This window comes from Streptomyces sp. NPDC041200 (assembly GCF_055591805.1).
This window is the reverse complement of the sequence record NZ_JBVIZF010000037.1, coordinates 1-26,891: the sequence shown is the minus strand read 5'-3', so window position 1 is coordinate 26,891 and position 26,891 is coordinate 1. Positions and strand designations below refer to the sequence as shown.

Annotated in this window: 27 protein-coding genes; 16 read left to right on the top strand and 11 right to left on the bottom strand. The window is 73.3% G+C overall.

Going from position 1 to position 26,891, the window contains the following annotated elements:
• Window positions 1-3: 3 nt before the first annotated feature.
• Entirely contained in the window at window positions 4-1,164 is a 1,161-nt protein-coding gene (locus ACZ6CL_RS37410) for an acyl-CoA dehydrogenase family protein (protein ID WP_468944613.1), read from the bottom strand.
• Window positions 1,165-1,218: 54 nt separating this feature from the next.
• Between ACZ6CL_RS37410 and ACZ6CL_RS37405 the strand changes: the two genes are divergently transcribed.
• The 6 genes from ACZ6CL_RS37405 (at window position 1,219) to ACZ6CL_RS37380 (ending at window position 5,915) form a co-directional block, all read left to right on the top strand.
• Entirely contained in the window at window positions 1,219-2,004 is a 786-nt protein-coding gene (locus tag ACZ6CL_RS37405; RefSeq protein ID WP_468944666.1) for an SDR family oxidoreductase, read from the top strand.
• A gap of 45 nt (window positions 2,005-2,049) precedes the next feature.
• Window positions 2,050-2,676 carry a TetR/AcrR family transcriptional regulator gene (locus ACZ6CL_RS37400; protein ID WP_468944612.1) on the top strand — a complete coding sequence of 209 codons (627 nt, stop codon included), beginning with the start codon at window positions 2,050-2,052 and terminating at the stop codon, window positions 2,674-2,676.
• A gap of 27 nt (window positions 2,677-2,703) precedes the next feature.
• Window positions 2,704-3,861 (top strand): acetyl-CoA C-acetyltransferase, encoded by a 1,158-nt coding sequence (locus ACZ6CL_RS37395; RefSeq protein ID WP_468944609.1) that lies wholly within the window; start codon window positions 2,704-2,706, stop codon window positions 3,859-3,861.
• A gap of 122 nt (window positions 3,862-3,983) precedes the next feature.
• Window positions 3,984-4,406 (top strand): septal ring lytic transglycosylase RlpA family protein, encoded by a 423-nt coding sequence (locus ACZ6CL_RS37390; RefSeq protein ID WP_468944607.1) that lies wholly within the window; start codon window positions 3,984-3,986, stop codon window positions 4,404-4,406.
• 10 nt (window positions 4,407-4,416) lie between these two features.
• Entirely contained in the window at window positions 4,417-5,070 is a 654-nt protein-coding gene (locus tag ACZ6CL_RS37385) for a cell wall protein (RefSeq protein WP_468944604.1), read from the top strand.
• Window positions 5,067-5,915 (top strand): MauE/DoxX family redox-associated membrane protein, encoded by an 849-nt coding sequence (locus tag ACZ6CL_RS37380; RefSeq protein ID WP_468944602.1) that lies wholly within the window; start codon window positions 5,067-5,069, stop codon window positions 5,913-5,915. Before ACZ6CL_RS37385 ends, ACZ6CL_RS37380 begins: the two co-directional genes overlap by 4 nt.
• Here the strand turns inward: ACZ6CL_RS37380 and ACZ6CL_RS37375 are convergent.
• Both ACZ6CL_RS37375 and ACZ6CL_RS37370 read right to left on the bottom strand, forming a co-directional pair.
• Window positions 5,904-9,230, bottom strand: a complete 3,327-nt coding sequence (locus tag ACZ6CL_RS37375) for a SpoIIE family protein phosphatase (RefSeq protein ID WP_468944599.1) — start codon at window positions 9,228-9,230, stop codon at window positions 5,904-5,906. The genes ACZ6CL_RS37380 and ACZ6CL_RS37375 overlap by 12 nt on opposite strands.
• Before the next feature lie 21 nt (window positions 9,231-9,251).
• Window positions 9,252-9,374, bottom strand: coding sequence for a hypothetical protein (locus ACZ6CL_RS37370; RefSeq protein WP_468944597.1), 123 nt, complete (start codon window positions 9,372-9,374; stop codon window positions 9,252-9,254).
• A gap of 186 nt (window positions 9,375-9,560) precedes the next feature.
• On the opposite strand from ACZ6CL_RS37370, the gene ACZ6CL_RS37365 reads away from it, so the two are divergent.
• Both ACZ6CL_RS37365 and ACZ6CL_RS37360 read left to right on the top strand, forming a co-directional pair.
• On the top strand, window positions 9,561-10,409 hold the full coding sequence (locus tag ACZ6CL_RS37365; protein WP_468944595.1) for a ribonuclease BN: 849 nt from the start codon (window positions 9,561-9,563) through the stop codon (window positions 10,407-10,409).
• Between the two features lie 104 nt (window positions 10,410-10,513).
• The gene (locus ACZ6CL_RS37360; protein ID WP_468944592.1) at window positions 10,514-11,248 is read left to right on the top strand and encodes a Mut7-C RNAse domain-containing protein; all 735 of its coding nucleotides are present in this window, start codon (window positions 10,514-10,516) and stop codon (window positions 11,246-11,248) included.
• Between the two features lie 27 nt (window positions 11,249-11,275).
• Here the strand turns inward: ACZ6CL_RS37360 and ACZ6CL_RS37355 are convergent, their stop codons facing one another.
• Window positions 11,276-12,430 (bottom strand): PP2C family protein-serine/threonine phosphatase, encoded by a 1,155-nt coding sequence (locus tag ACZ6CL_RS37355; RefSeq protein ID WP_468944590.1) that lies wholly within the window; start codon window positions 12,428-12,430, stop codon window positions 11,276-11,278.
• A gap of 106 nt (window positions 12,431-12,536) precedes the next feature.
• Between ACZ6CL_RS37355 and ACZ6CL_RS37350 the strand changes: the two genes are divergently transcribed.
• Window positions 12,537-13,325 carry an Fpg/Nei family DNA glycosylase gene (locus ACZ6CL_RS37350; protein WP_468944587.1) on the top strand — a complete coding sequence of 263 codons (789 nt, stop codon included), beginning with the start codon at window positions 12,537-12,539 and terminating at the stop codon, window positions 13,323-13,325.
• 86 nt (window positions 13,326-13,411) lie between these two features.
• On the opposite strand, the gene ACZ6CL_RS37345 is transcribed toward ACZ6CL_RS37350, so the two are convergent.
• Both ACZ6CL_RS37345 and ACZ6CL_RS37340 read right to left on the bottom strand, forming a co-directional pair.
• The gene (locus tag ACZ6CL_RS37345; RefSeq protein WP_450874764.1) at window positions 13,412-14,011 is read right to left on the bottom strand and encodes a helix-turn-helix transcriptional regulator; all 600 of its coding nucleotides are present in this window, start codon (window positions 14,009-14,011) and stop codon (window positions 13,412-13,414) included.
• A 518-nt stretch (window positions 14,012-14,529) separates the two neighbouring features.
• Complete coding sequence (locus ACZ6CL_RS37340) at window positions 14,530-14,823, bottom strand: hypothetical protein (RefSeq protein ID WP_468944584.1); 294 nt, start codon at window positions 14,821-14,823, stop codon at window positions 14,530-14,532.
• A 19-nt stretch (window positions 14,824-14,842) separates the two neighbouring features.
• Between ACZ6CL_RS37340 and ACZ6CL_RS37335 the strand changes: the two genes are divergently transcribed.
• From ACZ6CL_RS37335 to ACZ6CL_RS37320, 4 genes are all read left to right on the top strand, one after another.
• Window positions 14,843-15,121, top strand: coding sequence for a hypothetical protein (locus tag ACZ6CL_RS37335; RefSeq protein WP_468944582.1), 279 nt, complete (start codon window positions 14,843-14,845; stop codon window positions 15,119-15,121).
• 103 nt (window positions 15,122-15,224) lie between these two features.
• Window positions 15,225-19,667 (top strand): cation-translocating P-type ATPase, encoded by a 4,443-nt coding sequence (locus tag ACZ6CL_RS37330; protein ID WP_468944579.1) that lies wholly within the window; start codon window positions 15,225-15,227, stop codon window positions 19,665-19,667.
• An 85-nt stretch (window positions 19,668-19,752) separates the two neighbouring features.
• The gene (locus ACZ6CL_RS37325; RefSeq protein ID WP_468944577.1) at window positions 19,753-19,992 is read left to right on the top strand and encodes a DUF6296 family protein; all 240 of its coding nucleotides are present in this window, start codon (window positions 19,753-19,755) and stop codon (window positions 19,990-19,992) included.
• Window positions 19,993-20,090: 98 nt separating this feature from the next.
• Window positions 20,091-21,077 (top strand): sigma-70 family RNA polymerase sigma factor, encoded by a 987-nt coding sequence (locus ACZ6CL_RS37320; protein ID WP_468944575.1) that lies wholly within the window; start codon window positions 20,091-20,093, stop codon window positions 21,075-21,077.
• On the opposite strand, the gene ACZ6CL_RS37315 is transcribed toward ACZ6CL_RS37320, so the two are convergent.
• Window positions 20,991-21,398: an STAS domain-containing protein gene (locus ACZ6CL_RS37315; RefSeq protein WP_468944573.1), complete on the bottom strand. Its 408-nt coding sequence runs from the start codon at window positions 21,396-21,398 to the stop codon at window positions 20,991-20,993. The genes ACZ6CL_RS37320 and ACZ6CL_RS37315 overlap by 87 nt on opposite strands.
• Before the next feature lie 126 nt (window positions 21,399-21,524).
• Between ACZ6CL_RS37315 and ACZ6CL_RS37310 the strand changes: the two genes are divergently transcribed.
• Window positions 21,525-21,983, top strand: coding sequence for a GNAT family N-acetyltransferase (locus tag ACZ6CL_RS37310; protein ID WP_468944571.1), 459 nt, complete (start codon window positions 21,525-21,527; stop codon window positions 21,981-21,983).
• Between the two features lie 68 nt (window positions 21,984-22,051).
• Here ACZ6CL_RS37310 and ACZ6CL_RS37305 read toward each other — a convergent pair whose 3' ends face one another.
• From ACZ6CL_RS37305 to ACZ6CL_RS37295, 3 genes are all read right to left on the bottom strand, one after another.
• Window positions 22,052-22,771, bottom strand: a complete 720-nt coding sequence (locus tag ACZ6CL_RS37305; RefSeq protein ID WP_468944569.1) for a glycoside hydrolase family 75 protein — start codon at window positions 22,769-22,771, stop codon at window positions 22,052-22,054.
• Window positions 22,772-22,882: 111 nt separating this feature from the next.
• Complete coding sequence (locus ACZ6CL_RS37300) at window positions 22,883-23,725, bottom strand: class II fructose-bisphosphate aldolase (protein ID WP_468944567.1); 843 nt, start codon at window positions 23,723-23,725, stop codon at window positions 22,883-22,885.
• Between the two features lie 30 nt (window positions 23,726-23,755).
• A complete protein-coding gene (locus tag ACZ6CL_RS37295; protein ID WP_468944565.1) occupies window positions 23,756-24,649 on the bottom strand; it encodes an SIS domain-containing protein in 894 nt (297 codons plus the stop codon).
• 149 nt (window positions 24,650-24,798) lie between these two features.
• Between ACZ6CL_RS37295 and ACZ6CL_RS37290 the strand changes: the two genes are divergently transcribed.
• A complete protein-coding gene (locus tag ACZ6CL_RS37290) occupies window positions 24,799-25,587 on the top strand; it encodes a DeoR/GlpR family DNA-binding transcription regulator (protein WP_468944562.1) in 789 nt (262 codons plus the stop codon).
• A gap of 52 nt (window positions 25,588-25,639) precedes the next feature.
• Here the strand turns inward: ACZ6CL_RS37290 and aroQ are convergent, their stop codons facing one another.
• Complete coding sequence (aroQ, locus tag ACZ6CL_RS37285; protein ID WP_468944559.1) at window positions 25,640-26,113, bottom strand: type II 3-dehydroquinate dehydratase; 474 nt, start codon at window positions 26,111-26,113, stop codon at window positions 25,640-25,642.
• Between the two features lie 214 nt (window positions 26,114-26,327).
• Between aroQ and ACZ6CL_RS37280 the strand changes: the two genes are divergently transcribed.
• A complete protein-coding gene (locus ACZ6CL_RS37280; RefSeq protein WP_468944557.1) occupies window positions 26,328-26,699 on the top strand; it encodes an L-rhamnose mutarotase in 372 nt (123 codons plus the stop codon).
• Window positions 26,700-26,891 lie beyond the last annotated feature (192 nt).

Sequence of the window (26,891 nt, the reverse complement as noted above, 5' to 3'; positions counted from 1 at the left end):
TGCTCACCGCCTGCTCTTCGGCAGGCCGAGCAGCCGCTCCGCCACGATGTCCCGCTGGATCTCGTTCGTTCCGGCGTAGATCGGTCCCGCCAGCGCGAAGACATAGCCCTCCGCCCAGCCGCCGTCCTCCGACAGTTCGCCGTCCGGGCCCAGCAGGTCCAGGGCGGTTTCGTGGAGGCCGAGGTCCAGCTCCGACCAGAAGACCTTGTTGAGGCTCGACTCGGCTCCGAGCGTGCCTCCGGCGGCCAGACGCGAGGCGCCCGCGTAGGCGAAGAGTTCGTACGCGCGGGCGCGGATCACCGCGTCGGCCACCCGGTCCCGCAGCGCCGCCGCCGTCTCCTCCCCGGCGGCGGTACGTGTCCGCCACAGGGCGGCCAGACGGCGGGCGGCGGCCGTGAACCGGCCGGGGCCGCGCAGGGTCAGGCCGCGCTCGTTGCCCGCGGTGCTCATCGCGACCCGCCAGCCCTGGCCCGGTTCGCCGATGACGTCCTCGTCGGGCACGAACACCTCGTCCAGGAAGAGTTCGGCGAAGGCGGGCTTCCCGTCGAGGCGGCCGATGGGACGCACGGTCACGCCCGGCGCGTCCAGCGGGAACATCAGATACGTCAGCCCGCGGTGCGGTGGGGCGCCGGGCTCCCGGTGGCTGCGGAACAGCCCGAAGGCCCGGTCGGCGAAGGCGGCCCGGGAGGACCAGGTCTTCTGGCCGGACAGCAGCCAGCCGCCGTCCGCGCGCCGGGCGGTGGAGCGCAGCGAGGCGAGGTCGGAGCCCGCCTCCGGCTCGGACCAGGCCTGCGCCCAGATCACCTCCCCGCTCGCCATCGGCGGCAGGATCCGGGCGCGCTGGTCGGCGGTGCCGTGGTCGAAGAGGGTGGGGGCCAGCAAGCTGACGCCGTTCTGGCTCACCCGGCCGGGGGCGCCCGCCGCGTAGTACTCGTCCTCGAACAGCAGCCACTCCAGCACCGACGCGCCCCGCCCGCCGTACTCCTCGGGCCAGGTCACCGCCGACCAGCGGCCGGACGCCAAAGTCCGCTCCCAGGCGCGGTGGGCGGCGAACCCCTCGGCGGTCTCCAGGGACGGCAGCGAGGCGACCGGCACATGGGCCGCGAGCCACCGCCGGGCCTCGGCCCGGAACGCCTCCTGCCGCGCGGTCAGGTCGAGATCCATCGGGCCCCGAGCTCCTTCCCTAACAAGTGTTTGGTAGGTTACCGTGGCGTTGTGATGGACAACAAGCCGTCGTACGTCCCCGGCCACGGCCTGCTCACCGGCCGCACGGCCGTCATCACGGCCGCGGCGGGCGCTGGAATCGGCGGCGCCACGGCCCGCCGGTTCCTGGAGGAGGGCGCCCGGATCGTCATCGGCGACGCCCACGCACGCCGCCTGGGCGAGACGGCCACCGCCCTCGCCAAGGAGTTCGGAGCTGACCGCGTCGCCGGGCTGACCTGCGACGTCACCGACGAGGACGAGGTGGCGGCGCTCTTCGACCTCGCCGAGGAACGCCACGGACAGCTGGACGTCCTGGTCAACAACGCCGGTCTCGGCGGCACCGCCGAACTCACCGAGATGACCGACGACCAGTGGCACAGCGTCATCGAAGTCACCCTGGGCGGCACCTTCCGCTGCACCCGCGCCGCCCTGCGCCGCATGAAGGCCCGCGGCTCCGGCGGCGTCATCGTCAACAACGCCTCGGTCGTCGGCTGGCGCGCCCAGGCCGGGCAGACCCACTACGCCGCCGCCAAGGCCGGGGTCATGGCGCTCACCCGCTGCGCCGCCGTCGAGGCCGCCGCGTACGGGGTGCGGGTCAACGCCGTCGCGCCGAGCCTCGCCATGCACCCCCACCTGGCGAAGGTCACCACGCCCGAGCTGCTGGCCGAGCTGACCGAGCGCGAGGCGTTCGGCCGGTACGCCGAGCCGTGGGAGGTCGCCAACGTCATCGTCTTCCTGGCCAGCGGCTACTCCTCGTACATGACGGGCGAGTCGGTCGCCGTCAGCAGCCGCCACCCATGAGCCCGGGACCGATGAGTGCCGCAGCCGTGAGGCGAGAATGGGAACGTGCCGAAAATCAGCGGGAACAGCAAGAAGACCACCGTGAGCCCGTCCCCCGAGCGGCGCCGCGAACTGCTCGCGACGGCGGCCGAGGTGTTCGCCGCCCAGGGCTACAACGCGACCACGGTCCGCCGGATCGCGGACGAGGCGGGGATGCTCGCGGGCAGCCTGTACTACCACTTCGACTCCAAGGAGTCGATGGTCGACGAGATCCTCTCCACCTTCCTCGACGAGCTGTGGGCGGGGTACGAGGACGTGCTGCGGGCCGGGCTCGGCCCCCGGGAGACCATCGAGGCCCTCGTCACCGAGTCCTTCCGGGAGATCGACCGGCACCGGGCCGCCGTCGCGATCTACCAGAAGGAGTCCCGACAGCTCGCCGCCCTGCCCCGGTTCGGCTACCTCACCGACTCGCAGCGCAGGTTCGAACAGGCCTGGCTGGGCACGCTGGAGCGCGGCGTGGCCGACGGGGTGTTCCGCGCCGACCTCGACACCCGGCTCGCCTACCGCTTCCTGCGCGACACCGTCTGGGTCGCCGCGTCCTGGTACCGGCCCGGCGGACAGCACAGCCCCGAGGAGATCGCCCGCCAGTACGTGTCTATGGTCCTCGACGGCATCACCCCCCGACGACCCTGACCCGTATGGACCCGTGAGGAGCTGGCCATGGCCGAGGCATTCATCGTCGAAGCGGTACGGACCCCCGTCGGACGGCGCAAGGGCGGGCTGGCGTCCGTCCACCCGGCCGACCTCGGCGCGCACGTGCTGCGCGCGCTGATCGAGCGCTCGGGCGCCGATCCGGCCGCCGTCGAGGACGTGGTCTTCGGCTGCCTGGACACCGTGGGCCCGCAGTCCGGGGACATCGCCCGCACCAGCTGGCTGGCCGCCGGGCTGCCCGAGGAGGTGCCGGGCGTGACCGTCGACCGGCAGTGCGGCTCCTCCCAGCAGGCCCTGCACTTCGCGGCGCAGGCGGTGCTCTCCGGCACCCAGGACCTGGTGGTCGCGGGCGGCGTGCAGAACATGTCGCAGGTGCCGATCGCCTTCGCCAGCCGCCAGGCGGCCGAGCCGCTGGGGCTGAGCGAGGGGCCCTTCGCGGGCTCGGAGGGCTGGCGCGCGCGGTACGGCGACCGGCCGGTCAACCAGTTCTACGGGGCCGAGATGATCGCCGAGAAGTGGGGGATCAGCCGCCTGGAGATGGAGGAGTTCGCGCTCCGCTCCCACCGGCGCGCGCTCCACGCCATCGACGAGGGCCGCTTCGACCGCGAGGTGGCCCCGTACGGGGACGTCCGCGTGGACGAGGGGCCGCGCCGCGACACCAGCCTGGAAAAGATGGCCGCGCTCGCCCCGCTCATGGAGGGCGGCCGTCTCACCGCCGCGCTCTCCTCCCAGGTCTCCGACGGCGCCGCCGCGCTGCTGATCGCCTCCGAACGGGCCGTCCGGGAGCACGGCTTGACCCCGCGCGCCCGCATCCACCATCTGTCGGTGCGCGGCGAGGACCCGATCCGCATGCTGTCCGCGCCGATCCCGGCCACCGCGTACGCGCTGAAGAAGACCGGCATGACCATGGCCGACATCGACCTGGTGGAGATCAACGAGGCGTTCGCACCGGTGGTGCTGGCCTGGCTGCGCGAGAGCGGCGCCGACCCGGAGCGGGTCAACGCCAACGGCGGCGCGATCGCCCTGGGCCACCCGCTGGGTGCGACCGGCGCGAAGCTGATGACGACGCTGCTGCACGAACTGGAGCGCACGGGGGGCCGCTACGGGCTGCAGACGATGTGCGAGGGCGGCGGCCAGGCGAACGTCACGATCGTAGAACGCCTCTGACGCCGCCGCCCCTCGCTATGCCCCGGGCCAGCACCCCGGACCAGCCGCGCCCCGCGCCACCCCGCCGCCGGAACGGCCGCTTCTGCGTGGCGGGGCGTCGGGGGCCCGCGCATGATGGGCGCATGGCGTGTGGATCTACCAGCCTCGGGAACGGCGAAGCCACCTGGTTCTGTTGTGGCAACGCCTGGGGGCCGTGTGCCGCCGCGGGCGGTGGGGCCTGTGGTACGTGCAAGTCCAGTGCTCTGCAGGCCGCCTGGCCCAACGCGTCCAAGGCGTGCTGGGACATCACCCGGCCGGATCTGTGCGGCGAGAATCTGCCGCGGCGCGGCTGCGGGTCGGCCATCAAGGTGCGCCATCTGTGCTCCGGCGTCTCCGTCTGTGTCACCGTCAGCGATTGCGGCCCGCGCACCAAGAGCTTTTGCGGCGAGTCCAGCTGCTGCGACGGCGTGTGCCGCAGCAACCGCGTCATCGATCTGACCCCCGCCGCCTTCTCCGTCATCGGCAGCCTCAGCACCGGCACCCTGCCGGTCTCCCTCTACGAGTGAGCCCGCGGCCATGAGCGCACACCGCATCTCCGACCGCCTCGACCGCCGCCGCTTCCTCACCGCCGCCGCGCTGCGCGGCGCCACCGTCGTCGGGACGGGTGTCATCGGGGCGACCGCGCTGGGGGCCGTGGACGCCGACGCCGTCTTCGCCGCGCCGCTGCGCCGTCCCCTGGACCCGGCGGTCCCCGCGGGCGCGTTCGTGGAGGGGCGGATCACCTCCATCGACGGCGCGGTGCTGGCCGTGGCGGGCTCCCATGGCGACTACGCCCGGGTCCGGCTCACCAACGCCACCAGCGTCTGGAAGGTACGCGCCACCACCGCCGCGTCGATCGAGACCGGCGACGGCCTCTACGCTCGCGGCGTCCCGATGCCCGACGGCACGATCGCCGCCGACGCGGTGTGGGTGAACATCGTGAACCTCCACACCACCATCCGCGGCATCGAGAAGACCCGGCTGCACCTCGCGCACGGAGCCCACGAGATCGTCGGCAATCTCATCCCACAGACCTCCAGCGCCTCGTACTCCGGTGCCGCGCCCACCGCCGACCTCTCCGGGCTGCGGATCGGGCAGGGCGCCCAAGTCCTGGGCGCCTGGCGGCCGTCCGACGACTCCGTGGACATCGTCCGGGTGGCGGTCGGGCCGGGGGCGGGGCACCGCCGATGAGCGCTGCCGCCCTCGACCTCGCCGCGCCGCTGCTCGCCGGGGTGCTGGGGGCGGCCGGTGCGGGCAAGGTGTTCGGCCACGGGACGGCCCGGCTGGCGCGCCGGACCGCGCTGGCCCGGCTGCTGCGCGGTGGCGGCCGCGCGGCGCTCGCCCTGCGCGCGCTGGGCACCCTCGAACTCCTCCTGGCCGCAGCGCTGTTGGCGCTGCCGCCATCGGTGGCCACGGGTGCGGCCGTCGCCGCGCTCGGCGCCGGTTTCCTCGGCTATCTCGGATACGCCCGGGCGACCGCGACCGGCACCTCGTGCGGCTGTACGGCGCGGGACGGCGGGCCGGTGGGGGTCAGGGCCTTCGCCCGCGCCGCCGTGGTGGTGGCGGGCGGGATCGCGGTGGCGCTGGCCCGCCATCCCTGGTGGGCCACGGCCCCGCGCCACCCGGCCGCCACCGGGTGCTGCGCCCTCGTGGCGGTGGCCGGGCTGGTGGCCCTGTCCGCCGATCGCCGGTGGCGGATGCCGTGGCGCAGGCTGCGGCTCCGTCTCACCGGACACCCGCTGGCCGGGACGCCGTCCGGGGCACGGGTGCCGGTGGCCGCGACGGTCGAGCTGCTGGAACACTCCCTCGCCTGGCAGAGCACCTCGCCCCTGGTGCGCTCCGCGCTGCTGGACCACTGGGACGACGGCGGCTGGCGCATCCTCCAGTACGCCGGGATCCACGCGCGCGGCGGCACCGCGCGACCGGTGGTGGTGCTCTTCGCGCTGGACGCGGGAGCGAGCCGGGACGCGGTACGGGAGCCCGCGGTGCGGGTGAGCGTCCTCGACGCCGATACGGGCGAGTCGCTACGGAGTTGACGCGGCCAGCAGCGCCGTGTCGTCGTCCACCCGGCCCGGGATGTCCAGCAGCCCCAGCGCCCGGTCGATGATGGCCTGCGGGTCGGCGAGAAGGGGTGGCGTGAGCCCGTCGCAGGCGCGCCGCAGCGCCGCCAGGCCGTCGTCGAGGGGCAGATGGCTGTTCTCCACCAGCCCGTCGGTGAACAGCAGCAGCCCCGCGCCGGGCGGCAGCCGCGTCTCGTGGCCGACCGGGGGGTCGTGCGCGAGGCCCAGCGGGGCGTTCGGGCAGACCTCCAGGAAGCTCGTCGTGCCGTCCGCCACCAGCAGCGGCGGCAGATGGCCGCTGGCCGCGTACCGCAGCCGCCGGGTGCGCGGTTCGTACACCGCGTACAGGCACGTCGCGAAGTGGTCGACGTCCAGGGAGCGCAGATAGGCGTCCAGCTTGCCGAGCAGCACACTGGGGGAGGCGCGGTCCAGGGCGAAGCCGCGCAGGGTGGAGCGCAGCCGTCCCATCACGGTGGCGGCGTCCACGTCATGGCCCATCACATCGCCGATGGTCAGCCCCATCTCGCCGTCGGGCAGCGCGATGACGTCGTACCAGTCGCCGCCGATCTCGGCGCCGCTGGCGCTCGCCTCGTAGTAGGAGGCGGTGTGCAGCCCCGGCATCTGGGGGAGGTGCTGCGGCAGCAGGGCGCGCTGGAGCGTCATCGCGAGATGGCGCTCGTTGCGGAAGCGGGCCGCGTTGTCGTAGGCGAGGGCCAGCCGCCCGGCCACGCCCTGCAGATACTGCCGGTCGGCCATGGTGTACGCGCCCTCGCGGCGGGCGACGGCCAGCGCGCCCAGCATCCGGCCGTGCGCGAGCAGGGGTACGGAGAGCAGGGTGCCGCCGGTGGCGGGCGGCCCGGGGGTGGCGCCCGCGAGCAGGGTCTCGGCGAGGGCCCGGTCCAGGCGGTCGTCCGGCGCCACCGGTTCCCCGGCGGCGTACACGGGCCGCTCGGCGCGGGGGTCGGCGAGGCGGATCCGTATCTCGTCGGCCAGGGCCGGGACGAGCAGCTCCCGGGCGGTGTCCAGGACCTGCGGCGGATCGAGGGTGTCCGACAGCTGCAGGCTCGCCTGGGACAGCGAGGTGAGCATGTCCGTCTGGCGGCGGCTGTCGCTGAGCACCCGTTCGCGCAGCTGTGACAGTTCCAGGTTGGCGCCGACCCGGGCGAGGAGCTGACGCGCCGAGAAGGGCTTGGCGAGATAGTCGTCGGCGCCCGCGCCCAGCCCCCGCACCGTGGACTCCTCCCCGGCGCGCGCGGTCAGCATGATGATCGGCAGCCGGGTGGTCCGGGGGTCGGCGCGCAGCGCCCGCACCAGCCCGAACCCGTCCAGACGCGGCATCATCACATCGGTCAGCACCAGATCGATGGGGTGCGCCAGGGCGGTGTCCAGCGCGGTACGGCCGTCGGCCGCGAGGAGGACGTCGTGGTCGCGGCCGAGGAGATCGCCGAGATAGGACCGCACGTCGGCGTTGTCGTCCGCGACCAGCAGCCGGGGCCGCCGGGCCGGGGCGGGCTCCGGCGGACCGGGGGCGTGCGGCTCTTCGGGCGCCCCGGCCTCCGCACGCGGCGCCTCGGACGGGACCTCCGGGGTTGTCGCGGGGACCTCCGCCGCCAGCGGCTCGGGCGGCGGGGAGGTGTCGAGCCAGTGGGCCGCCTCCTGGGTATAGGCGGCGGCGCGCTCGGCCTCGCCCGTCGTGCCCCGTACGGACGGCGCCCCGCTCCGTACGCCCTCCAGATGCGCGGTGCCGAACGGTATCTCCACCGTGAACTCGGTGCCCCCGGCCGGGACGCTGGTCACCGAGATGGTGCCCGAGTGCAGCTCGACCAGGTCCTTGACCAGCGCCAGCCCGATGCCACTGCCCTCGTACGACCGGGACCGCGCCCCGCGCACCCGGTGGAAGCGCTCGAAGAGGTGGGGCAGCTCCTCCGGCGGGATGCCGGTGCCGGTGTCGCTCACGGTGAGCCGGGCGTGGCGGCCCGCGGTGGCCATCCGTACCGTGGCCCCGCCGGTGAAGGTGAACTTCAGCGCGTTGCTGACCAGATTGAGGACGATCTTCTCCCACATCTCCCGGTCGACATGCACCGGCTCGGGCAGTGGCGGGCAGTCCACCTCCAGGGTCAGCCCGGCCATGTCGAAGGAGGAGCGGAAGATCGCCGCCAGCTCCGCGGTGGTCTGGGACAGGTCCACCGGTTCGAAGGTGCCCTTGAGCCCTCCTGCCTCCACCCGGGAGACGTCCAGCAGGGTGTTGACCAGCTTCAGCAGCCGCAGCGCGCTGCGCTCGGCCAGCTCCAGCTGGGACCGCCGCCCGGCCCGGTCCTCGTCGGCCAGCGCCTGCTGGACCGGGCCGAGGATCAGGGTGAGCGGAGTGCGGAACTCATGGCTGATGTTCGAGAAGAACACCGTTTTAGCGCGGTCCAGCTCGGCCAGCGACTCCGCCCGCCGCCGCTGCTCCTGCTGGGCGTGGGCCGCCGACAGGGCCGCCCCGACGGTGGCCGCCAGCACCTCGAAGAAGTCCTGGTAGGGGGCGGTGGCGGGCAGTCGCGGATTGACGCCCATCACCAGCACGCCCTCCACCGCGCCCGACCGCACCAGCGGATGGGCCAGCGCCTCCTGGTCGGGTATCGAGAACAGCGCGCCCGGCAGCCGGGCCGGTGCCGCGTCGCCCACCACGGCCGCCAGCCGGGTCTCCAGGCTCGCCGCCTCCTCGACCCGGTCCAGCCGCAGCTCCCGGACCGCCCGGGCGGCCTCCGCCGGGACGGCGGCGGACGCGGCGAGCTGGAGCCTGCCGGGCCCGGGCACCAGGTAGAAGGCGGTGAACGGGACGTCGTCCCGGTGGATGTCCAGCATCTCCGCGACCGTCCGGGCGACGCTCTGCGGGGTGTGCAGCCCGGCCGTCCGGGCGCCGAGCCCCGCCAGCAGTCGCAGCCGGCGCTCGCTGAGCACCCGCGCCGTGGTCTCGGTGACGACGCACAGCACCCCGCCCACCGCGCCGTCCTCCAGCAGCAGCGGCTGGAAGGACACGTCGAAGTAGGACTGCTCCAGGAAACCGCGCCGCTGGAGGACGAACGCCCGGTCGGTGACCAGGGAGGGCTTGCGGCTCTCCCACACGGTCTCGAAGAGCGGAGCGGCGGACAGCTCCCAGTTCTCGGGGAAGACGTCCCGGCCGGACCGGCCCAGCGCCCCCGGATGCTTGGAGCCGATGATGTCCGTATACGCCTCGTTGTAGAGCATCAGATAGTCGGGGCCCCAGAACACGGCCATCGGCTGCTCGGTGAACAGTACGATCCGCAACGCCTCGACCAGCCGTGGAGGCTAGGCGGCAGTGGCGCCGAGGGGCGTCGCCGACCAGTCGATTCCGCTCATCACCCTGCCGAGCGCACCGCCCTCGGCGAACAGCTCTCCGGCCGCTGTGTGCTGGTTCCCGGGCCCGTTCATCGAGTCAGCTTCCCTCTCACATTCTGGCACAGTGCCGCCACCGGGCGAGGGGCCGCGGACACCGTGGGTTGCACGGGCATCCGCACTGAGTACGCTGGACGATGCGCGACGTACCGGGGTATATCGCGCTGCGTAGATCCTTACTGGGGCATATCGCATGAACCGGGGGTGGGGAGTGGGAGTGGTATGTCCGAGCAGTCCCCCGACCCCCCGCGCCACCGCTCGCGGCTCCGGCGGCTGCACCGCAGGTTCCACCGGTCCCCGGCCGGGCGGGGGTGGCGCCGGGGCAGCGAATTCGAGCTGATGCACCGGGCGTTGGGGTTCGCCGCGCTCGGCTTCCTCACCCTCGTGCCGCTGCTGATCGTGGTCGCCGCGGCCGATCCGGTGAACCGGCACGGCTTCGCCCAGTGGCTGGCCGAGGGGCTCGGGGTGTCCGCCACCTCACGGGACGAGGTCCTGGACCTGTTCGCCCCGCCGAGGCGGTCGCTGGAGACCACCACCGCGTTCGGTCTGGCCACGCTGGCCCTCTTCGGGCTGACCTTCTGCGGGGTGGTGCAGACCGGCTACGAGAAGGTGTGGGAGCTGCCTCCCGGCCGCTGGCACACCGTGTGGCGCCATCTGGTCTGGCTCACCGTGCTCATCGGCTACCTCCTGCTCTCCTCCCACCTCGGCTCCGGGCCCCTCCGGCTGGTCGTCACCGTCGTCGGCACGGTGCTCTTCTTCTGGTGGTCGCAGCGGCTGCTGCTCGGCGGGCGGATCAGCTGGGGCGCCCTGCTGCCGGGCGCGCTGTCCACGGGCGTCGGGCTGCTGGGGCTGCGGGTCTTCTCGCGGCTGGTGTTCTCGCCGCTGATCGCCTCCAGCGCGGTGTCCTACGGCCCGGTCGGCACCGTGCTCGTCGTGCAGTCCTGGCTGGTCGGCGTCGGCTTCGTGGTGTTCGGCGGCGCGCTCGTCGGACGGCTGCTGCACGAGGAGTATCTGCGGCTGGTGACCTGGCGCCGCACGCGACGCCGCCTGGAGCGCTCCGACGGCGCCTGACCGGGGGTGCCTGATGGGGGTGCCTGGTCGGGGTGTCCGACCGGGGTGTCCGACCGGGTGAAACGCCGTCGCCCGGGGCCGGTCACGCCTGGCATGCTGGCGGTGTGAACGGACCGGAGATCCAGCTCAGCCTCGCCCCTGAACTGCGGCTTTTCGCCGCCCCCGAACGGCGCCGGGCCCGCACGGCCGTCATCACCGACGGCGCGTCCACCCTCGGCCATGTCGTCGAGTCGTTCGGGGTCCCGCTCACCGAGGTCGGGCGGCTGCTCGTCGACGGCCGGGAGGCCGCCGTCTCGCACGTGCCCGGCGCGGGGGAGTCCGTGGAGGTGCGCCCGGTCGTCCGGCCGCAGCGGATCGCGGGCGCGCCGCTGCGCTTCCTGCTCGACGTCCATCTGGGCACCCTCGCGCGCCGCCTCAGGCTCCTGGGCGTCGACGCGGCGTACGAGAGCGAGGACATCGGCGACCCCGCGCTCGCCGCCCGCTCCGCGGCCCAGCGCCGGGTGCTCCTCTCGCGTGACCGGGGGCTGCTGCGGCGGCGTGAGCTGTGGGCCGGGGCGTATGTCTACAGCGACCGTCCCGAGGAGCAACTGCGCGACGTCCTGGGCCGCTTCACCCCGCCCCTCGCCCCGTGGACCCGCTGCACGGCGTGCAACGGCCCCCTGGAGGATGCCGACAAGGACACGGTCCGCGAGCGGCTGGAGCACGGCACGCGGAGCGCGTACGAGGTGTTCGCCCGCTGCGCCGCCTGCGAGCGTGTCTACTGGCGCGGCGCCCACCACGCCCGGCTGGAGGCGATCGTGGCGGCCGCGATGGAGGAGTTCGGCGCCCCGGTGCCGTAGCCAGCCAGGCCGGTCAACACGGCCCTCTCAGGAGGCCGGGCGCCACCCCGGCTCGGCCCCCGTCGCCCGCTCGACGAGGATCATCGCCGCGTCATCCGCCAGCCGCCCCTCGGCGTGGTGGACCAGGGCGTGGCGCAGCCGGTCCAGGTATTCGGTCGGGGTGGCGCCCTCCGCCGTCTCCATGGCCTGCGGCAGCGGGAAGAACTCGTTGCGGTGGTTACGCGCCTCCAGCACACCATCGGTGTGCAGCAGCAGCCGGTCGCCGGTGACGAACGGGAAGGTCTCGACGCCGATCGGGGGCGGGGTCAGGAACTCGTCCAGGCCGAGCGGCGGCAGCGGGCGCACTGGGCCCAGCGTCCGCGCCTTGCGGTCGTGCAGCACGAGCGGCGGGGGATGGCCGCGGTTGATCAGCTGGATCTGGGAGGTGTCGGGCACCACTTGGGCGAGCAGGACGGTGACGAACTGCTCGGCCCGCTCGTCCCAGTCCTGGAGCCGGGAGCGGTCCAGCAGGTCGTATTCGCGCCCCAGCGCGGCCGCGCACCGCTCCATCACCTCGATCAGATCGTGTTCGTAGTGCACGGCCTCCCGGAAGGCGCCCAGGACCGCCGCGGCGGACCGCACCGCGGCCAGCCCCTTGCCGCGTACGTCGCCGACGATCAGCCGCACTCCGTAGCGGGTGCCCACCGCCTCGTACAGATCGCCGCCGATCTGCGCCCCGCGCTCGGCCGCCATGTACACGCTGGCGGTGCGCACCCCGCCCATGCGGGCGGGCAGCGGCCGCAGCACCACGTTCTGGGAGACCTCGGCGATCCGGCGGACCTGGCTCAGCTCCCGGCCTCTGCGCTCCCGGATGGCGCTGCTCGCCACGCTCGCCACGGACACCACGAGGAGCGCCAGCAGGTTCGCGTACACCTGCTGGGTGCCCCAGGCGTGGTTGTGGGTGGCGGTGAGCGCGCTGATCGCCGCCGCCAGCGCCACCACGCCACCGGTGCCGACCGGGCCCATGGTCACCGCGGCCAGCGCCGGGGCCGGGGTGAGGAGGGGGCCGGTGTAGAGCACATGCGCGGGCGTCAACTCGATGGTGACGACCACCGCCATGACCACGAAGGGCAGGCACCGCGCGATCGCGAAGAGCGTCTGATTGCGACCGCTCGCTCCCGGCTCGGAGCGGATGAATCGCATATTCAGGTACTTTATCCGACTCGTGCAAAGTTTTGGTTATCCTCACTTTTCTTCTCCCCGGTCTTCTCCCCGAGCCGCCCTCCACGGTCCGGCGTAATCTGGCGCTATGCCCGAGCTGCCCGACGTCGAGGGCTTCCGTCGCACGCTGGCCTCCTGTGCGCAGGGGCGCCGGATCGAGCGCGTCGAGGTGGCCGATCCGGGGGTGTTGCGCGGGGTCACTGCAGGGCGGTTGAAGCGAGAGCTGGAGGGCCGCCGGTTCGCCGCTCCGCGGCGCCACGGAAAGTGGCTGATCGCCCCGACCGAGGGCGCCACGCTCATCCTGCACTTCGGCATGACCGGGGGCCTGGTGTGCCGCTCCGGGGACGATCCGCCCGAGCGGTTCGGCCGCGTCGTCCTCGCCCTCGACGACGGCCATCAGCTCCGCTACCACGACCAGCGCAAGCTGCGCGGCCTGTGGCTCGCCGCCACGGACGCCGATGTCGGCCGCGTCCTCGGCGAGCAGGGCCCGGACGCGCTCTCGCTGGGCCGGGCCGAGCTGGACACCCTGCTGGAAGGACGGCGCGGACGGGTCAAGGCCACGCTGACCGACCAGTCCGTCGTCGCCGGGCTCGGCAATCTGCTCGGCGACGAGATCCTGTGGCGGGCGCGGGTCCATCCGAAGAGCCGGACGGGCGACCTGGGCCCTGACGAGCGGCGGCGGCTGCACACCGCGCTGCGCGGGGTGCTGCGCACCTCGGTGCGGGCGGGACAGGTGCCGCCCCGGCCGTCCTGGCTCACCGGTCACCGCGACGACCCGGACCCGCACTGCCCGCGCTGCGGCCGCCCGCTGCGCCGCGGGAAGATCGCCGGCCGGACCAGCACCTGGTGCCCGCACTGCCAGCAGGAACGCCCCTGACCCGGCGCCCCGGCAACGTCGACTGGTGCGGTGTCATGTCAGGAACGGAATCACTTCTGGCGGAATCAATTTCCGAAGGGGCGGAGTCACTTGACGAAGTCCGGGCGGACCCGGGCGGGCCAGGTGCCGACGGTCAGCATGCCCGCCGCGTACGCGCGCGAGACCAGGGCCGCGCGGTTGGGCGCCTTCATCTTCCGCAGCATCGACCCCACGTGGTACTCGACGCCCTGGCGGCTGAGGTAGAGCTTGGCGGCCATCTGCACGGTCGAGGCGCCGGTGGCCACGCCCTCGAGTATCTGCGCCTCCAGCGGCGACAGCAGATTGCGGCGCTGGGCGGTGGCGTCGTCCTCGGCCTTCTCGTCATCCGGCTTGACCAGGACGACGATGGCCGACAGCGCGTCGGACGGGCCCTGGACGGCCGTACCGGTCAACTCGCCGGAGAACACCCGGCCTCCCGAGCGGTAGCCGACCACGCGCTCGGTGAAGCGGGTGCGACGGCCGTCGTGCAGCCGCAGGAAGTGTTCCCGCAGGACGGCGGGGGCGCTGGGGTGGAGCAGTTCGAAGAGGTTGCGTCCGCACAGCTCGGCCGAGGTTCCGCCGAAGTGCCGGAAGAAGTCCTCGTCTCCGGCGAGGACTTGGAGGTCAAGCGCGAGGGTGGCCATGCCGGTGGCGTGGCGTCCGGTCACGGCACGGGCCCGGTTCCGGTCATGGGCTAAGCCCGATGCTGCCTGTGTGGGCACGCGGCGGGCGGCCTGAGTGGTGTGGGGGTGAGCCATGGAGAGCACCGCTTTCTGTTGTCTCAACAACGGCGTGGTCGTGCGGAAACCGGAAAAGGCTGAGGTCGCGGCCCTGCAACCAGCCACCGGACCGGCGCTGCAACGGGAGGGCGCGACGGCTTCAGTGACGGGTGTTAGATGCGCTACATGGTATATACCAACGTTTCGATTGCTTGCCACTGCCCGTTTGTGGTCAACTTCTGCCCGATCCTTGCCCGTATGACCTGATGAAACGGTCAAAGGTGCCGCTGATCGGGGAAAGTGGGCATCGCTCGCGCATCCCGAAGTCTCGGTGAATCCCTAGTCTGTCCCATTCCGCTCGATGCGGGCATCGGCGATTTCAGGACGGATCGCCTGGTTCGGGTCACCCGGCACGCCGGGTCCCGCCCCCGCGAGGTGCACGGGAGCGGGACCGGGGTCCGCCGCGTTCAGGCCTTGCGGGTCTCGGATGGCGGCGCCATGACCCCGCCGCGCCGCAGCACCGCGTAGCCGACGCCCACGCCCAGGGCGACCGGCCATTCGATGATCTCGGCGGCGCCCAGCACTCCGAGCCCCGCGTACAGCGGGAGCCCGCCCTTGGCGGGCAGTACCCGGCGGGCCGCCGCGATCGGCATCAGGGCCACGTTCGCGGCGCCCTTCGCCGCACGGCCGAGGCGCTCGCCGTCGACCCGGTCGAGATGGGTCGCGCTCGCGGCGCGGTCGAGCCGCGTCGCATGTGCCACATGACCGAGGCTGGGGACCGTGACGGTGATCCGGTGGTCACCCTTCTGGGGGGTGGGCTTCGCGGACTTCGCCGCCTTGGCCGTCTTCGACCTCTGCGTGCTCTTCGCCGCCTTCGTCTTCCCCGGCTGCGCGGACTTGGAAGCGGCCGCGGTCTTCGACGGGGTCTTGCTCCTCGATGTGGCCTGGCTCCGGCCCGACTTTCCGGCGCTGCGCGCCGACGACCGTGCCGTCGCTGAAGTGCTGCGCTTGCGGGAGCTGGTGGGAGTGGTCACTGGTCTCACGTCCACACATGATTGACATCCGGAATCTTCTGCTTATTTCAGGGTAATCGGAATCAACCGGACAGGCCGCTTCACGCGGAAACCGTGCCGCGGACGCCGACACACCGGAGGTCTCGCCGATGACGACGCTGCCTGGGCTGCACTTGATGAAACCCCCGATGCTGGAGCCCCTCACCCATGGAGTGGTCGCGCGGGTACGGGACGCCGCCGGGGCGGTCAACCGGCTGGTCCACCCGCCCGGCCGCGGAGTGTGGTCGTACCCGGGCCGCTACTACATCGAGGTGCACGGTGTGCACGGCATCGGCGGGGAACAGGTGGCGGGCCGGGTGGAGGCGGCCCTCGAAAAGCATCCGGGCGTGCTGTGGGCACGGGTGAACGCGCCCTCCGAGCGGGTCGTCGTCGCCGTCACGAAACCGCCCCCTCGCGAGGTGGAACTGGTCGCCCTGATCGAGCGCGCGGAGACCCGCGGCCCCGCCCTGCCCAACGAGGAGTTCGACGAGTGGGCCCCGGAACCACGCCACCCCTCGGGCGGGCCGCGGGAGGCCCAGTCCCTCGCCGTGGTCGCCGCGGACGTGCTGGGCCTGAGCGTCGCCACCGCCCTGCGGCTGGCCCCGTGGCTCAAGCTCCCGACCGAGGTGAGCGCGTCCGTGTCCGCCATCCAGAACCACCCCCGGCTGCGCCGCCTGGCCCTGGCCATCACCCGCGGTCAGCCCACCGAGGCGACCCTGCCGGTGCTGAGCGCGCTCACCCAGGGCGTGGCCACCAGCGGCGGCGGGCTCGTCCTCGACCTCGCCCAGCGCATGGGCCTGTGGCGGGAGGCCAGGGCCGAGGGCGAGGCCTGGGCGGCGATGGAGCCGCATCTGGTGCACGGACCCCAGGACGTGGCCGCCGAACCCATCGTGGTGGAGCGGCCGGGACCCACCCCCAAGGACAGCATGGAGCGGTTCGCGGAGCGGTCCATGGCCGCGGGAGCGGCGGTCGGCGCGCTGACCGTGCCCTTCGCCGGACCGCGCCGCGGGCTGGCCGTCGCGTTCTCGTCCATACCGAAGGCGCCCGGCGCCGGACGGGAGGGGTTCGCCACCAGCCTCGGCCGGTTCCTGGCCCTGCGCGGCGTCCTGGCCATGGACCGCAGCTCCCTGCGGCGGCTCGGCCAGGTCGACACCGTCGTGCTCGACGAGGCGGCGCTGCGCGGCGACCGGTACGAGCCCATCGACCTGGAACTCCTCGGCGGCGCCGATGCCGAGCAGGTCGCGATGCGGCTCTTCGACCTCTTCGACCCGGACGAGCCCCTGCGGACCCGGAGCGACAACGGATGGGTGCTGGGCCCGCTCGACCAGCTGGAACTGACCGGCCGTACCGGCCAGCAGGCCGCGGCCAGACTGCGCCGCAAGGGCAGCGAGCGGGCCCTCGGCCTGGCCCGGGGAAACCGGCTCCAGGCGGTCGCCGGGCTCGCCGCCCAGGCGATCCCGGGCGCCGAGGCGGTGGCGGCGGCCGCCCGCCGGGCGGGCGCGCGCATCGTCCTGGCCACCGACCGGCCGCATCCGACGGCCTTCACCTTCGCCGACACGGTCGTACCGTCCGGCCGCCGCCTGGTGGCCTCCGTACGCGCCCTCCAGGCCGATGGCGCGGTCGTCATGCTGCTGTCCGGGAACCGCCGGGCCCTCGGCGCGTCCGACTGCGGCGTCGGGATCCACCACGAGGGCGAGCCGCCCGCGTGGGGCGCGCATCTGCTCGTCGGCGCTGATCTGGAGTCGGCCGGAATCATCGTGGACGCTGTCGGCGTGGCCGCCCAGGTGGACCGGGAGAGCGTCCTGCTGTCGGCGGGCGGCAGCGGCATCGGCGCGGTCGCCGCCCTCAAGGCCCCGCGCGACCAGGCCACCGCGCGCGGCGCGGCGGCCGGGACCAGCGCCGGGGCCATCGCGTTCGGCCTCGGCAACTGGCGCGCCCGGCAGCTGCTCTCCCGCCCGCTGGTGCCCCCGGTGTCCACCACCCCCTGGCATCTGATGCCCGTGCCCCGGGTGCTGGAGCGGCTGTCGGCCGACCTCGATCAGGGGCTGACCCCGGAGCAGGTCGCCACCCGGGCGGGCAAGGCCCCCACTCGCACCGGAGAGCCGACCGGCACCAGCCTCCCGGCGGCGTTCATCGAGGAGCTGGCCAACCCGCTCACCCCGGTCCTCGCCGCCGGTGCCGCGCTCGCCGCCGCCGTGGGGTCGCGTACGGACGCCGCGCTCGTGGTGGCCATCACCGCCACCTCGGCGCTCGTCGGCGGCTTCCAGCGGGTCAGGACCGAGCGGGCGCTCGCGGAGCTGTTCGCCCGCTCCGCGGTCGGCGCCCGGGTGCGCCGCGGCGGTACGGAACGCCTGGTCACCGCCGGGGACCTGGTCCTCGGGGACATCATCACGCTGGGCCCGGAGGACGTGGTTCCGGCCGACTGCCGGGTGCTGGAGGCCGACGGTCTGGAAGTCGACGAGTCCTCGCTGACCGGCGAATCCCTGCCGGTGTCCAAGAACCCGGCGCCGGTGGTCGCCGCGCACATCACCCAGCGCCGCTCGATGCTCTACGAGGGCACCACCATCTCCGCCGGGCGGGCGCAGGCCGTCGTCGTGGCCACCGGGCCGTCCACCGAGGTCGGCCGCAGCCTGGCCACCGCCCGCCGCGCCGCGCCCGTGACCGGCGTCGAGGCGCGGCTCACCGCGCTCACCCGCTCCAGCGTGCCCATCGCGGTCGGATCGGCCGCCGCCGTATCCGGCGCCGGGCTGCTGCACGGCCTCCCGCTGACCGAGAACCTGGCCTCGGCGGTCAACCTCGCCGTGGCGTCCGTACCCGAAGGCCTTCCGTTCCTCGTCAACGCGGCACAGCTCGCCGCCGCCCGGCGGCTGGCCGACCTCGGCGCCCTGGTCCGCAACCCGCGCACCATCGAGGCGCTCGGCCGCGCCGACGTGCTGTGCTTCGACAAGACCGGCACCCTCACCGAGGGCACCCTCGAACTCGCGGCGGTCAGCGACGGCGGCGGCCCGCTCTCCGCCGACCGGCTCGACCCCTCGTGCAAGGAGGTGCTCGCCGCCGCGCTGCGGGCCACCCCGCCCGCCCGTCAGGCCGAGCCCATGGCCCACCAGACCGATCGCGCGGTCATGGCCGGGGCGCGCCGCGCCGGGGTCGCCGTGCGCCGGGGCGCACCGCGCTGGCGGCGCACCGCCGCGCTGCCCTTCGAGCCCTCGCGGGCCTATCACGCCACCGCCGGGTCCACCGTGCGCGGCACCCTGCTGAGCGTGAAGGGCGCCCCGGAGAGCGTGCTGGAGCGCTGCGTCCGGCGGCAGCCGTCCGGTACGGCGGCGAGCGCCGCCCTGGACGCCGACGGCGTCGCCGAACTGACCGCGGCCGCCGAGGAGCTGGCCGGTGCCGGGCGCCGGGTCCTGGCCGTGGCGGAACGCCCCATGCGGTCGGGGGAGCAGCTCACCGACGAGTCGGTGCGGGACCTGGTCTTCCGCGGGTTCATCGCGCTGGCCGACCCGGTGCGCACCAGCGCCGCCCCCGCGACCGCGCGGCTGCGCGAGGCGGGCGTGCACACCGTGATGCTCACCGGCGACCACCCGGCCACCGCCGAGTCCATCGCGGCCACCGTCATCGAGGCCACCGAACTGAAGGTGTGCACCGGGCCGGATCTGGACGAGATGAAGGACGCGGAGCTGGACGAACTCCTCCCCACGGTGGACGTCATCGCCCGGTGCAGTCCGCACCACAAGGTCCGCATCGTGCAGGCATACCAGCGCCTCGGCCGGGTGGTGGCGATGACCGGGGACGGCGCCAACGACGCCCCCGCGATCCGGCTCGCGGACATCGGGATCGCCCTGGGGCGGCGCGGCACCCCCGCCGCGACCGCCGCCGCGGACCTCGTCGTGAGCGACGACCGCCTGGAGACGATCGTGTCGGCCCTGATGGAGGGGCGGGCGATGTGGGCCTCGGTCCGGGCCGCGCTCGCCATCCTCATCGGCGGCAACCTCGGCGAGGTCACCTTCAGCGTGCTCGCCTCCGCGATCACGGGCAGCACCCCGCTCACCGCCCGGCAGATCATGCTCGTCAACCTGCTGACCGACCTCGCTCCGGCGCTCGCCATCGCGGTGCGCGAACCGACCGGGCACACCGGTGAGCGGCTGCTCAAGGAAGGCCCCAGCCGCTCCCTGGGCACCGCGCTGAACCGGGAGATGATGCTGCGCGGCATCATCACGGCCGCCGGTGCGGGCGTGGCGTGGACGGGCGCGCGGCTCACCGGCCGCAAACGCCGGGCCAGCACGGTGGCGCTCGTCGCCCTGGTCGGTACGCAGCTGGCCCAGACCCTGGCCACCGGGGGCCTGGACCGGCATGTGCTGATCGCCGGAATCGGCTCGGCCGCGGTCCTCGCGGGCATCATCCAGACGCCGGGCGTGAGCCAGTTCTTCGACTGCACCCCGCTCGGCCCGCTCGCCTGGGGCATCACCCTCGGCTCCATCGCGGCGGCCACCGTCGTCGGCTCGGTCATGACCCCACTGGCCCGCAGCGCGGTCGCCGGGGAGTCGGGTCCGTGACCCTCTTGCGGTGGCGGATCCGTTCGATAGTGTTGATTGTCCCGGTTTGGGAATGAGGGGCGGGTCCGTGCGGGAGGAGCACCTGATGCCGCGACGCGAGAGATATGAGCTGATCTTTGCCGATCCGGTCGCCCCGGCGCCCGACGCCGAGGACATCGTGATGGTTCACCGCACGGACTCCAGCGGTCCCGGCGGACACCCCGTCTACGCGGACGACACCGGCATCGTACGGGCCGAGATCAGCGACCGCGCCGAGGTGCGGATGCTCGCCAGCGGCGGGCACCAGGTGCATGCCTCGACGGTCCGGGCCCGGCCGGTGGCCTGAGCGGATTCGCAGGTCAGGGGCTTTGTCAGTGGAGCGCGCTAGCTTTCCTCCCAGGGGAGCCCGCAGAGCGGTCTCCGCAGACCGATCGAGGTGGGCCGATGAGTGATGTCGCGGCAGTGGACGGCACGGCCGGTGCCGAGCTGGAGCTGGAGCCGTACCGGGTCCAGCTCACCGGTTACTGCTACCGGATGCTGGGCTCGGCGTTCGAGGCGGAGGACGCCGTCCAGGAGACGATGGTCCGCGCCTGGCGGGGCCTGGACCGCTTCGAGGGCCGGTCGGCGCTGCGCTCCTGGCTGTACCGCATCGCCACCAACGTCTGTCTGGACATGCTGAACGGGAGCAAGCGCCGGGCCCGCCCGATGGACCTCACCTCCGTCTCCTCCGCGACCCCCGCCGCCCTCACCACGCAGCCGGAGGTCACCTGGATCGGGCCGGTGCCCGACGGGCAGGTGCTGGCCGCCGCCGGGGACCCGGCCGAGGTCGCCGCCCAGCGGGACGCGGTGCGGCTGGCGTTCGTGGCCGCCCTCCAGCACCTGGCGCCGCGCCAGCGCGCGGTGCTCATCCTGCGGGAGGTGCTGGCCTGGAAGGCCGCCGAGGTCGCCGAGCTGCTGGGCACCACGGTCGCCTCGGTCAACAGCGCGCTGCAGCGCGCCCGGGCCACCCTCGCCGCGACCGAGATCAGCGACACCGACCCGGTCCAGCCGCTGGACGAGGAGCAGCGTGTGCTGCTCGCCCGCTATGTGGACGCCTTCGAGCGCTACGACCTGGACTCCCTCACCTCGCTCCTGCACGAGGACGCCACCTTGTCCATGCCGCCCTACGACCTGTGGCTGCGCGGCCACGACGACATCCGCGCCTGGCTGCTGGGCCACGGCATCGGCTGCCGCGGCTCCCGGCTGGTCCCTACCGTGGCGAACGGAGCCCCCGCCTTCGGGCAGTACCGGCCGAGCGGACCGGGCGGCGCCCATGAGCCCTGGGCGCTCCAGGTCCTGGAGATATCAGCCGGGCGGATCACCGGGCTCAACTCCTTCCTGGACACCGAGCGGCTGTTCCCCCTGTTCGGCCTCCCCGCCCGGCTCCCGTAACGCCGAGGGCGCGGTCAGCAGCTCGTCCAGCCCCGTCCGGGCGAGCACCCCGGCCAGTTCCCCGTCCGCGTTCCGCAGCCGCATCCCCCGCCCCAGGCGGCGGGCGGTCAGCCGCAGCCGGGCCAGGGTCTCGACCAGGGCCAGGTCCGGCGGGTGCGCCGCGCCCACGTCCACGGTGACGGGGCCGGGGGCGCTGCGGCGCGCCAGCTCGCGCAGCCGTTCGCACAGCCGCTCCACCTCGGCCCGGGTCCGCGGCGGCCTGCCGAGGACCAGGATGGCCGGGGGAAGCGTGGTCGGGTTCTCGGGCTCGGGACCGGCCAACGTCCACCTCCTGTTGTGGGGGCGCGCGGTGGCACGCGCGCTCATCAGAAGGGACCCCCCGGACCGGGAAAAGTCATCGCCTCACCGGCACTGTCCGCGCGGGGGACCGGATGTCAGGATCGGCGCATGACGACACCACGGCTGAGAGCCGGGCGCGAGGAGGAGGCCGGGGCGCTGACCGACCTGGCGCTGCGGTCGAAGGGCCACTGGGGGTACGACGAGGAGTTCCTGGCCGCCTGCCGGGAGGAACTGACGATGAGCGAAGGCGAGTTGGCGGCCCGCCGGACCGCGGTCGCCGAGGAGGACGGGCGGGTGCTGGGATTCTCCACGCTGGAGGGCACCGCCCCGCAGGGCTGGGTGGGAATGCTGTTCGTCGACCCGCCCGCGATCGGCCGTGGCGTGGGGCGGCTGCTGTACCGGAACGTGCTGGAGACGGCGGGCCGCCTCGGCTTCGCCCGGCTGACCATCGACGCTGATCCGCATGCCGAGCCGTTCTACCTGGCCATGGGGGCGCGGCGGATCGGTGCCGCGCCCTCGGGCTCCATCCCGGGCCGGATGCTGCCGCTGCTGGAGGCCGTGCCGTAACGCCCGGGGCCGCCGGGCCGCCGGGCCAAGGGGCAGGACCGACGGCCGGGCTGGCCGCGGACGGGACGTCAGTTGTTCTGCACGAACTGCTTGGCGAGCCCGTCGCCGACCGAGACGGCCTTGTCGTGGTTCTCGATGGGGGACACCGAGGAGTTCTTGAAGAGGATGTACGTCACGCCCGACTCCGCGCCGCCCGTCTCCGGGTCCGGGTCGATGCCGAGCGCGGCGGCCGCCGCGTACGACGCCTCGCCGATGATCTTCGTCGGGCCGGTGTCGCCGACCACCGCGTACTCGACCTTGTTGTTGTAGACGATGGCGACCACACCGCCGCCCTTGATGCCGGACTTGCTGTAGTCCCAGGTGGAACTCTTGCTGGGCACCACCACATAGGGCAGCTTGTCGGCGATCAGGGGCTTTCCGTTCGACTGGTGGAAGGCCGTGTCGTCCTGGAACCACGGGTCGGTGTCCTCGTTGCACTTCGAGGTCACCTGGCCGTCGCAGTCGATGTCCATGTCCGCTTTCCAGAAGACCGCGCCACCGGCGTCACAGACCGGCACGGTGGCCGACGTCTCGTCGTCGGTGCGGTACTTGCCGCTGGATATCTGCGAACAGCTCTTGACCTTGTCGAGTAACTGCGCCGCCGTGACGGAGCCTTCCTTGACCGAGCCGGAGCCCGGCGTGGACGCGGGCGCCGGTGCGGGGTCCCGGGTGGTGGCCTGGGCTCCGGCGGTGAGGGATCCGGCCAGCAGCCCGGCACCGGCCAGGACGAACGCGAGTCGTGTGCGCATGGGACACTCCTCTGTTAGGAACCTTTCCTAACCTCCCCCGCATCGTGGGTGACTTGATAAGGTCATGTCAACAGCGCGCACAGGCACACGTGCCCCATATGCCGCCCGGTGTCAGCGCGGTACGGCCCGGACCAGGGCCAGCAGGCGGGTCACCTCGCGCGCCACCGCGTCACGCGCCGCCGCGACATAGCGGCGCGGGTCGACCACCTCGGGATGGTCGGCGAGGTGGTCGCGGATCGCCCGGGTGTAGGCCACGTTGAGGTGGGTGGCGATGTTCACCTTCGTCAGACCCGCCGCGACCGCACGGGTCAGATCCGGCTCGGGCACCCCCGACGAGCCGTGCAGCACCAGCGGTACGGGCACGGCCGCGCGCAGCGCCGCGACCAGGTCTAGGTCCAGCACCGCCTCCTTGACCACCATGGCGTGCGAGGTGCCCACCGCGACCGCGAGCGCGTCCACGCCCGTCGCCGCGACATACGCGGTGGCCTCGGCCGGATCGGTCCTGGCCCCGGGCGCGTGCACCCCGTCCTTGCCGCCCACCTCGCCCAGCTCCGCCTCGACCCACACCCCGGCCGCATGGCAGTCGGCGGCCACCGCCGCGGTGGCGGCCACATTGCCGTCGTAGTCGCGCGCCGAGGCGTCGAACATCACCGAGCCGAAGCCCAGCCCGAGCGCCTCCCGCACCAGTCCGGGTTCGGTGGCATGGTCCAGATGCACCGCGACCGGAACCCGCGCGGCGCGGGCGACCTCGACCGTGGCCCGGCCGATCGCGGCCAGGGCGCCGTGATACCGCACCGCGTTCTCGCTGATCTGCAGGATGACCGGAGCCCCGGCCGCCTCCGCCCCGGCCACGATCGCCTGGGCGTGCTCGATCTGGATCACATTGAACGCCCCCGCGCCGAGCCCGTCCCGCACGGCGGGCCCGACGATCTCAGCGGTGGCCACCAGCGGCATGGCCCGCCTCCCCTTCCTCGCCCCGCCCGCTCAACCGAGGATCACCGAGCGGGTGAGGTTCCGGGGCCGGTCGGGGTCGAGGCCGCGCGCCGCCGCGATCGCCACCGCGAGCCGCTGCGCCAGCACCAGTTCGGCCAGCGGATCGCGGCCGTATCCGACGAGACGGCCACCGACCCCGGTGACCTCCTTATCCGCCAGTCCGGACGGTCCCTCGCCGAGCCACCACACCACGCTGCGCGGCCCGGTGACACTGATCGGCCCGTGCCGGTACTCCATCACCGGATACGCCTCGGTCCACGCGCCCGCGGCCTCGCGCATCTTGAGCGCGGCCTCCTGCGCGACGCCGTACGTCCAGCCGCGCCCGAGGAACGTGAACTGGCCCGCCTCCGCGAGCCCGTCGGGCAGCGGAGCGGCGAGCGCCGCCTCGCCGTCCTCGACGAGACCGTCCAGATGATGCCCCAAGTGAGCGCGGAGCAGGGCTAGTTCACTGGTCGCCCAGCGGGTCTGCACCACCGACCGCTCATCCGCGAAGTCCAGCACGACCGCCGCGTCCGCCAGGCCGGTGACCGGGGAGCCGGGGACCGCGGTGATGACGCTGGTGCGCACCCCGCCCCGTAGCCGGCCGAGCAGAGACAGCACCTCGGTCGTGGTGCCCGACCGGGACAGCGCGAGCACCCGGTCGTAGGCGCGCCCGGTCGGCATCTCCGACGCCGGGAACGCGTCCGTCTCGCCCTCCCCCCTGGCCTCGCGCAGCGCCGCGTACGCCTGGGCGATGAACCACGAGGTGCCGCAGCCGACGACGGCCACCCGCTCACCGGCCCGGGGCAGCGCCTCGCGCACCGGGCCGTCCGGATCCCGGGCCAGTTCGATGGCGCGGCGCCAGCAGCCGGGCTGGCTCGCGATCTCGGTCTCGGTGTGGCTCATGGGGCTCCCCAGCTCGGCTTCCGGTGGATGGCGATGCTCGAAGATGCTTCCTACGGCCCGATAATGCGCATGATATTGCAGAGAAGTCCAGAGTGCGGACAACCGGGTAGGGTGAACCGCGACGGTACGACGGGGGTCGAGGAGACGGCGTGAAACGGCCCGAGCGGTGGAACGCCCTGCTGGAACTGCTGGCCAGGGACGGCAAGGTCGAGGTCGACGAGGCCGCAGCCGAGCTGGCGGTGTCCGCCGCCACCATCCGGCGGGATCTGGACGAACTCGCGCAGCAGCAGATGCTCACCCGCACCCGCGGCGGCGCGGTCGCGCACAACATGTCGTACGACCTTCCGCTGCGCTACAAGACCGCCCGGCGCGCCTCGGAGAAGCAGCGGATCGCCGCCGCCGTGGCCCGCATGGTCGAGCCCGGCGCGATCGTCGGCCTCAACGGCGGGACCACCACCACCGAAGTCGCCCGCGCCATCGCCACCCGTGGCGAACTGTCCGGCTCCGAGGGCGGCGGTCCGGCCGTCACCGTCGTGACGAATGCCCTGAACATCGCCCATGAGCTGGCGGTGCGCCCGCACATCAAGATCGTGCTCACCGGCGGGGTGGCCCGCCCCCAGTCGTTCGAGCTGATGGGACCGCTGGCCACCGGGGTGCTGGCCGCGGTCTCCCTCGATCTGGCCATCCTCGGCGTGGACGCGCTGGACCCCGAGGGCGGCGCGGCCGCCCACCACGAGGGCGAGGCCAGCATCAACCACCTCATGGCCCAGCGCGCAGCCCGGGTGGTCGTCGCGGCCGACAGCTCCAAGCTGGGCCGCCGGGCGTTCGCCCGGATCTGCGCGCTCGACGAGATCGGGGTGCTGGTCACGGACACCGGCGCCACCGAGGAGGCGATCGCCCCGTACACCGAGGCCGGTGTCCGCGTCATCAGGGCCTGAGGGGTCTGACGGGTCTCACCGACGGGTCCGACAGGGTCCGACGGGTCCGGGGCTACTTCTTCATGGCCGCGAGCAGCGTGGCCACCCGCTCCACCGCGAAGGCATAGCCCTGGATGCCGCATCCGGCGATCACACCGCTGGCGAGCGCGGAGACATAGGAGTGGTGCCGGAACGCCTCGCGCTGGTGGATGTTGGAGATGTGCACCTCCAGGATCGGCATGTCGTCGCAGGTCGCCAGCGCGTCGCGCAGGGCCACGGAGGTGTGGGAGTAACCGGCCGGGTTGATGACGACGGCCGCGTGCCGCTCCCGGGCCTCGTGGATCCAGTCGATCAGCTGCCCCTCGTGGTTGCTCTGGCGGCAGTCGGTGGTGAGCCCGTGCGGGGCGGCCGTCTCCGCGACCAGTTTCTCGATGTCGGCCAGGCTGTCGGTGCCGTAGATCTCCGGCTGGCGGCGGCCGAGCAGGTTCAGGTTCGGCCCATTGAGAACCATGATCGTGGAACGGTCGCGCACGGGGGTGTTGGCCATGGCGTTGGGGTCCTTCCGTGGTCGTCATCAGCGGATACGGGGAGTCCGACGGTCGCGCCGCTCCGCGAGGCATCGTAGATCGCCACCACCGCTGACGGCTCCCGGCGGGCCACGAGGCGACCGCCGGACCGTTGGCGGCCGGGGCCGGAGGGGGCAGAGTGGCTCCGGGCACATGCCCATGGACCATGACCACTGTGGATGAAGGGAGACGCCGATGCGCGTGGCGCTGCACTCGGTCCTCAAGGAGGGCCAGGAACCGGGCTACGAGCGGGAGCACGCCACGGTTCCGGCGGATCTGCTGGAGTCGCTGGGGCGGGCCGGGATCACCAACTGGCGGATCTGGCGCAGCGGACGCCATCTCTTCCACCTCGTGGACTGCGAGGACTTCGCCGCCGCGATGGCGGCGCTGGACGAGGACCCGGTCAACCACCGCTGGCAGGAGTTCATCGGCGCGTACGTCGATCACTTCGAGACCACGGCGGGTTCCCCGGTCGAGGGGTCGGCGCAGATGGCCCTGGGCGAGGTGTGGGAGCTGCGTGCCCAGGCGGCTCAGTCGGCTCAGGCTGCCGGGGGTGACGAGGGCTGAGGGCGCGGAAACGGCGGACCCTATCGCTCCGGATCGTTCGGCGCAGCCATTCATCACACTGTGAGTCATGGTGAGAACGGAGTAAACGCCTTCCGTACTCGGTGGTGGCCCTGCGCGGGGGGTGTGGGAAAGGGAAAAAGAAATCCACCCACACCCCCCGCCCCCCCCCCGGGGGGAAGGGTTGGGCCCACA

Excerpts from the sequence above, each read along its gene's own strand:
- ACZ6CL_RS37410 (WP_468944613.1), bottom strand. The coding sequence starts at position 1,164 with ATGGATCTCGACCTGACCGCGCGGCAGGAGGCGTTCCGGGCCGAGGCC.
- ACZ6CL_RS37405 (WP_468944666.1), top strand. The coding sequence starts at position 1,219 with ATGGACAACAAGCCGTCGTACGTCCCCGGCCACGGCCTGCTCACCGGC.
- ACZ6CL_RS37395 (WP_468944609.1), top strand. The coding sequence starts at position 2,704 with ATGGCCGAGGCATTCATCGTCGAAGCGGTACGGACCCCCGTCGGACGG.
- ACZ6CL_RS37390 (WP_468944607.1), top strand. The coding sequence starts at position 3,984 with ATGGCGTGTGGATCTACCAGCCTCGGGAACGGCGAAGCCACCTGGTTC.
- ACZ6CL_RS37385 (WP_468944604.1), top strand. The coding sequence starts at position 4,417 with ATGAGCGCACACCGCATCTCCGACCGCCTCGACCGCCGCCGCTTCCTC.
- ACZ6CL_RS37380 (WP_468944602.1), top strand. The coding sequence starts at position 5,067 with ATGAGCGCTGCCGCCCTCGACCTCGCCGCGCCGCTGCTCGCCGGGGTG.
- ACZ6CL_RS37370 (WP_468944597.1), bottom strand. The coding sequence starts at position 9,374 with ATGAACGGGCCCGGGAACCAGCACACAGCGGCCGGAGAGCTGTTCGCC.
- ACZ6CL_RS37365 (WP_468944595.1), top strand. The coding sequence starts at position 9,561 with ATGTCCGAGCAGTCCCCCGACCCCCCGCGCCACCGCTCGCGGCTCCGG.
- ACZ6CL_RS37355 (WP_468944590.1), bottom strand. The coding sequence starts at position 12,430 with ATGCGATTCATCCGCTCCGAGCCGGGAGCGAGCGGTCGCAATCAGACG.
- ACZ6CL_RS37350 (WP_468944587.1), top strand. The coding sequence starts at position 12,537 with ATGCCCGAGCTGCCCGACGTCGAGGGCTTCCGTCGCACGCTGGCCTCC.
- ACZ6CL_RS37330 (WP_468944579.1), top strand. The coding sequence starts at position 15,225 with ATGACGACGCTGCCTGGGCTGCACTTGATGAAACCCCCGATGCTGGAG.
- ACZ6CL_RS37325 (WP_468944577.1), top strand. The coding sequence starts at position 19,753 with ATGCCGCGACGCGAGAGATATGAGCTGATCTTTGCCGATCCGGTCGCC.
- ACZ6CL_RS37320 (WP_468944575.1), top strand. The coding sequence starts at position 20,091 with ATGAGTGATGTCGCGGCAGTGGACGGCACGGCCGGTGCCGAGCTGGAG.
- ACZ6CL_RS37310 (WP_468944571.1), top strand. The coding sequence starts at position 21,525 with ATGACGACACCACGGCTGAGAGCCGGGCGCGAGGAGGAGGCCGGGGCG.
- ACZ6CL_RS37305 (WP_468944569.1), bottom strand. The coding sequence starts at position 22,771 with ATGCGCACACGACTCGCGTTCGTCCTGGCCGGTGCCGGGCTGCTGGCC.
- ACZ6CL_RS37300 (WP_468944567.1), bottom strand. The coding sequence starts at position 23,725 with ATGCCGCTGGTGGCCACCGCTGAGATCGTCGGGCCCGCCGTGCGGGAC.
- ACZ6CL_RS37295 (WP_468944565.1), bottom strand. The coding sequence starts at position 24,649 with ATGAGCCACACCGAGACCGAGATCGCGAGCCAGCCCGGCTGCTGGCGC.
- aroQ (WP_468944559.1), bottom strand. The coding sequence starts at position 26,113 with ATGGCCAACACCCCCGTGCGCGACCGTTCCACGATCATGGTTCTCAAT.
- ACZ6CL_RS37280 (WP_468944557.1), top strand. The coding sequence starts at position 26,328 with ATGCGCGTGGCGCTGCACTCGGTCCTCAAGGAGGGCCAGGAACCGGGC.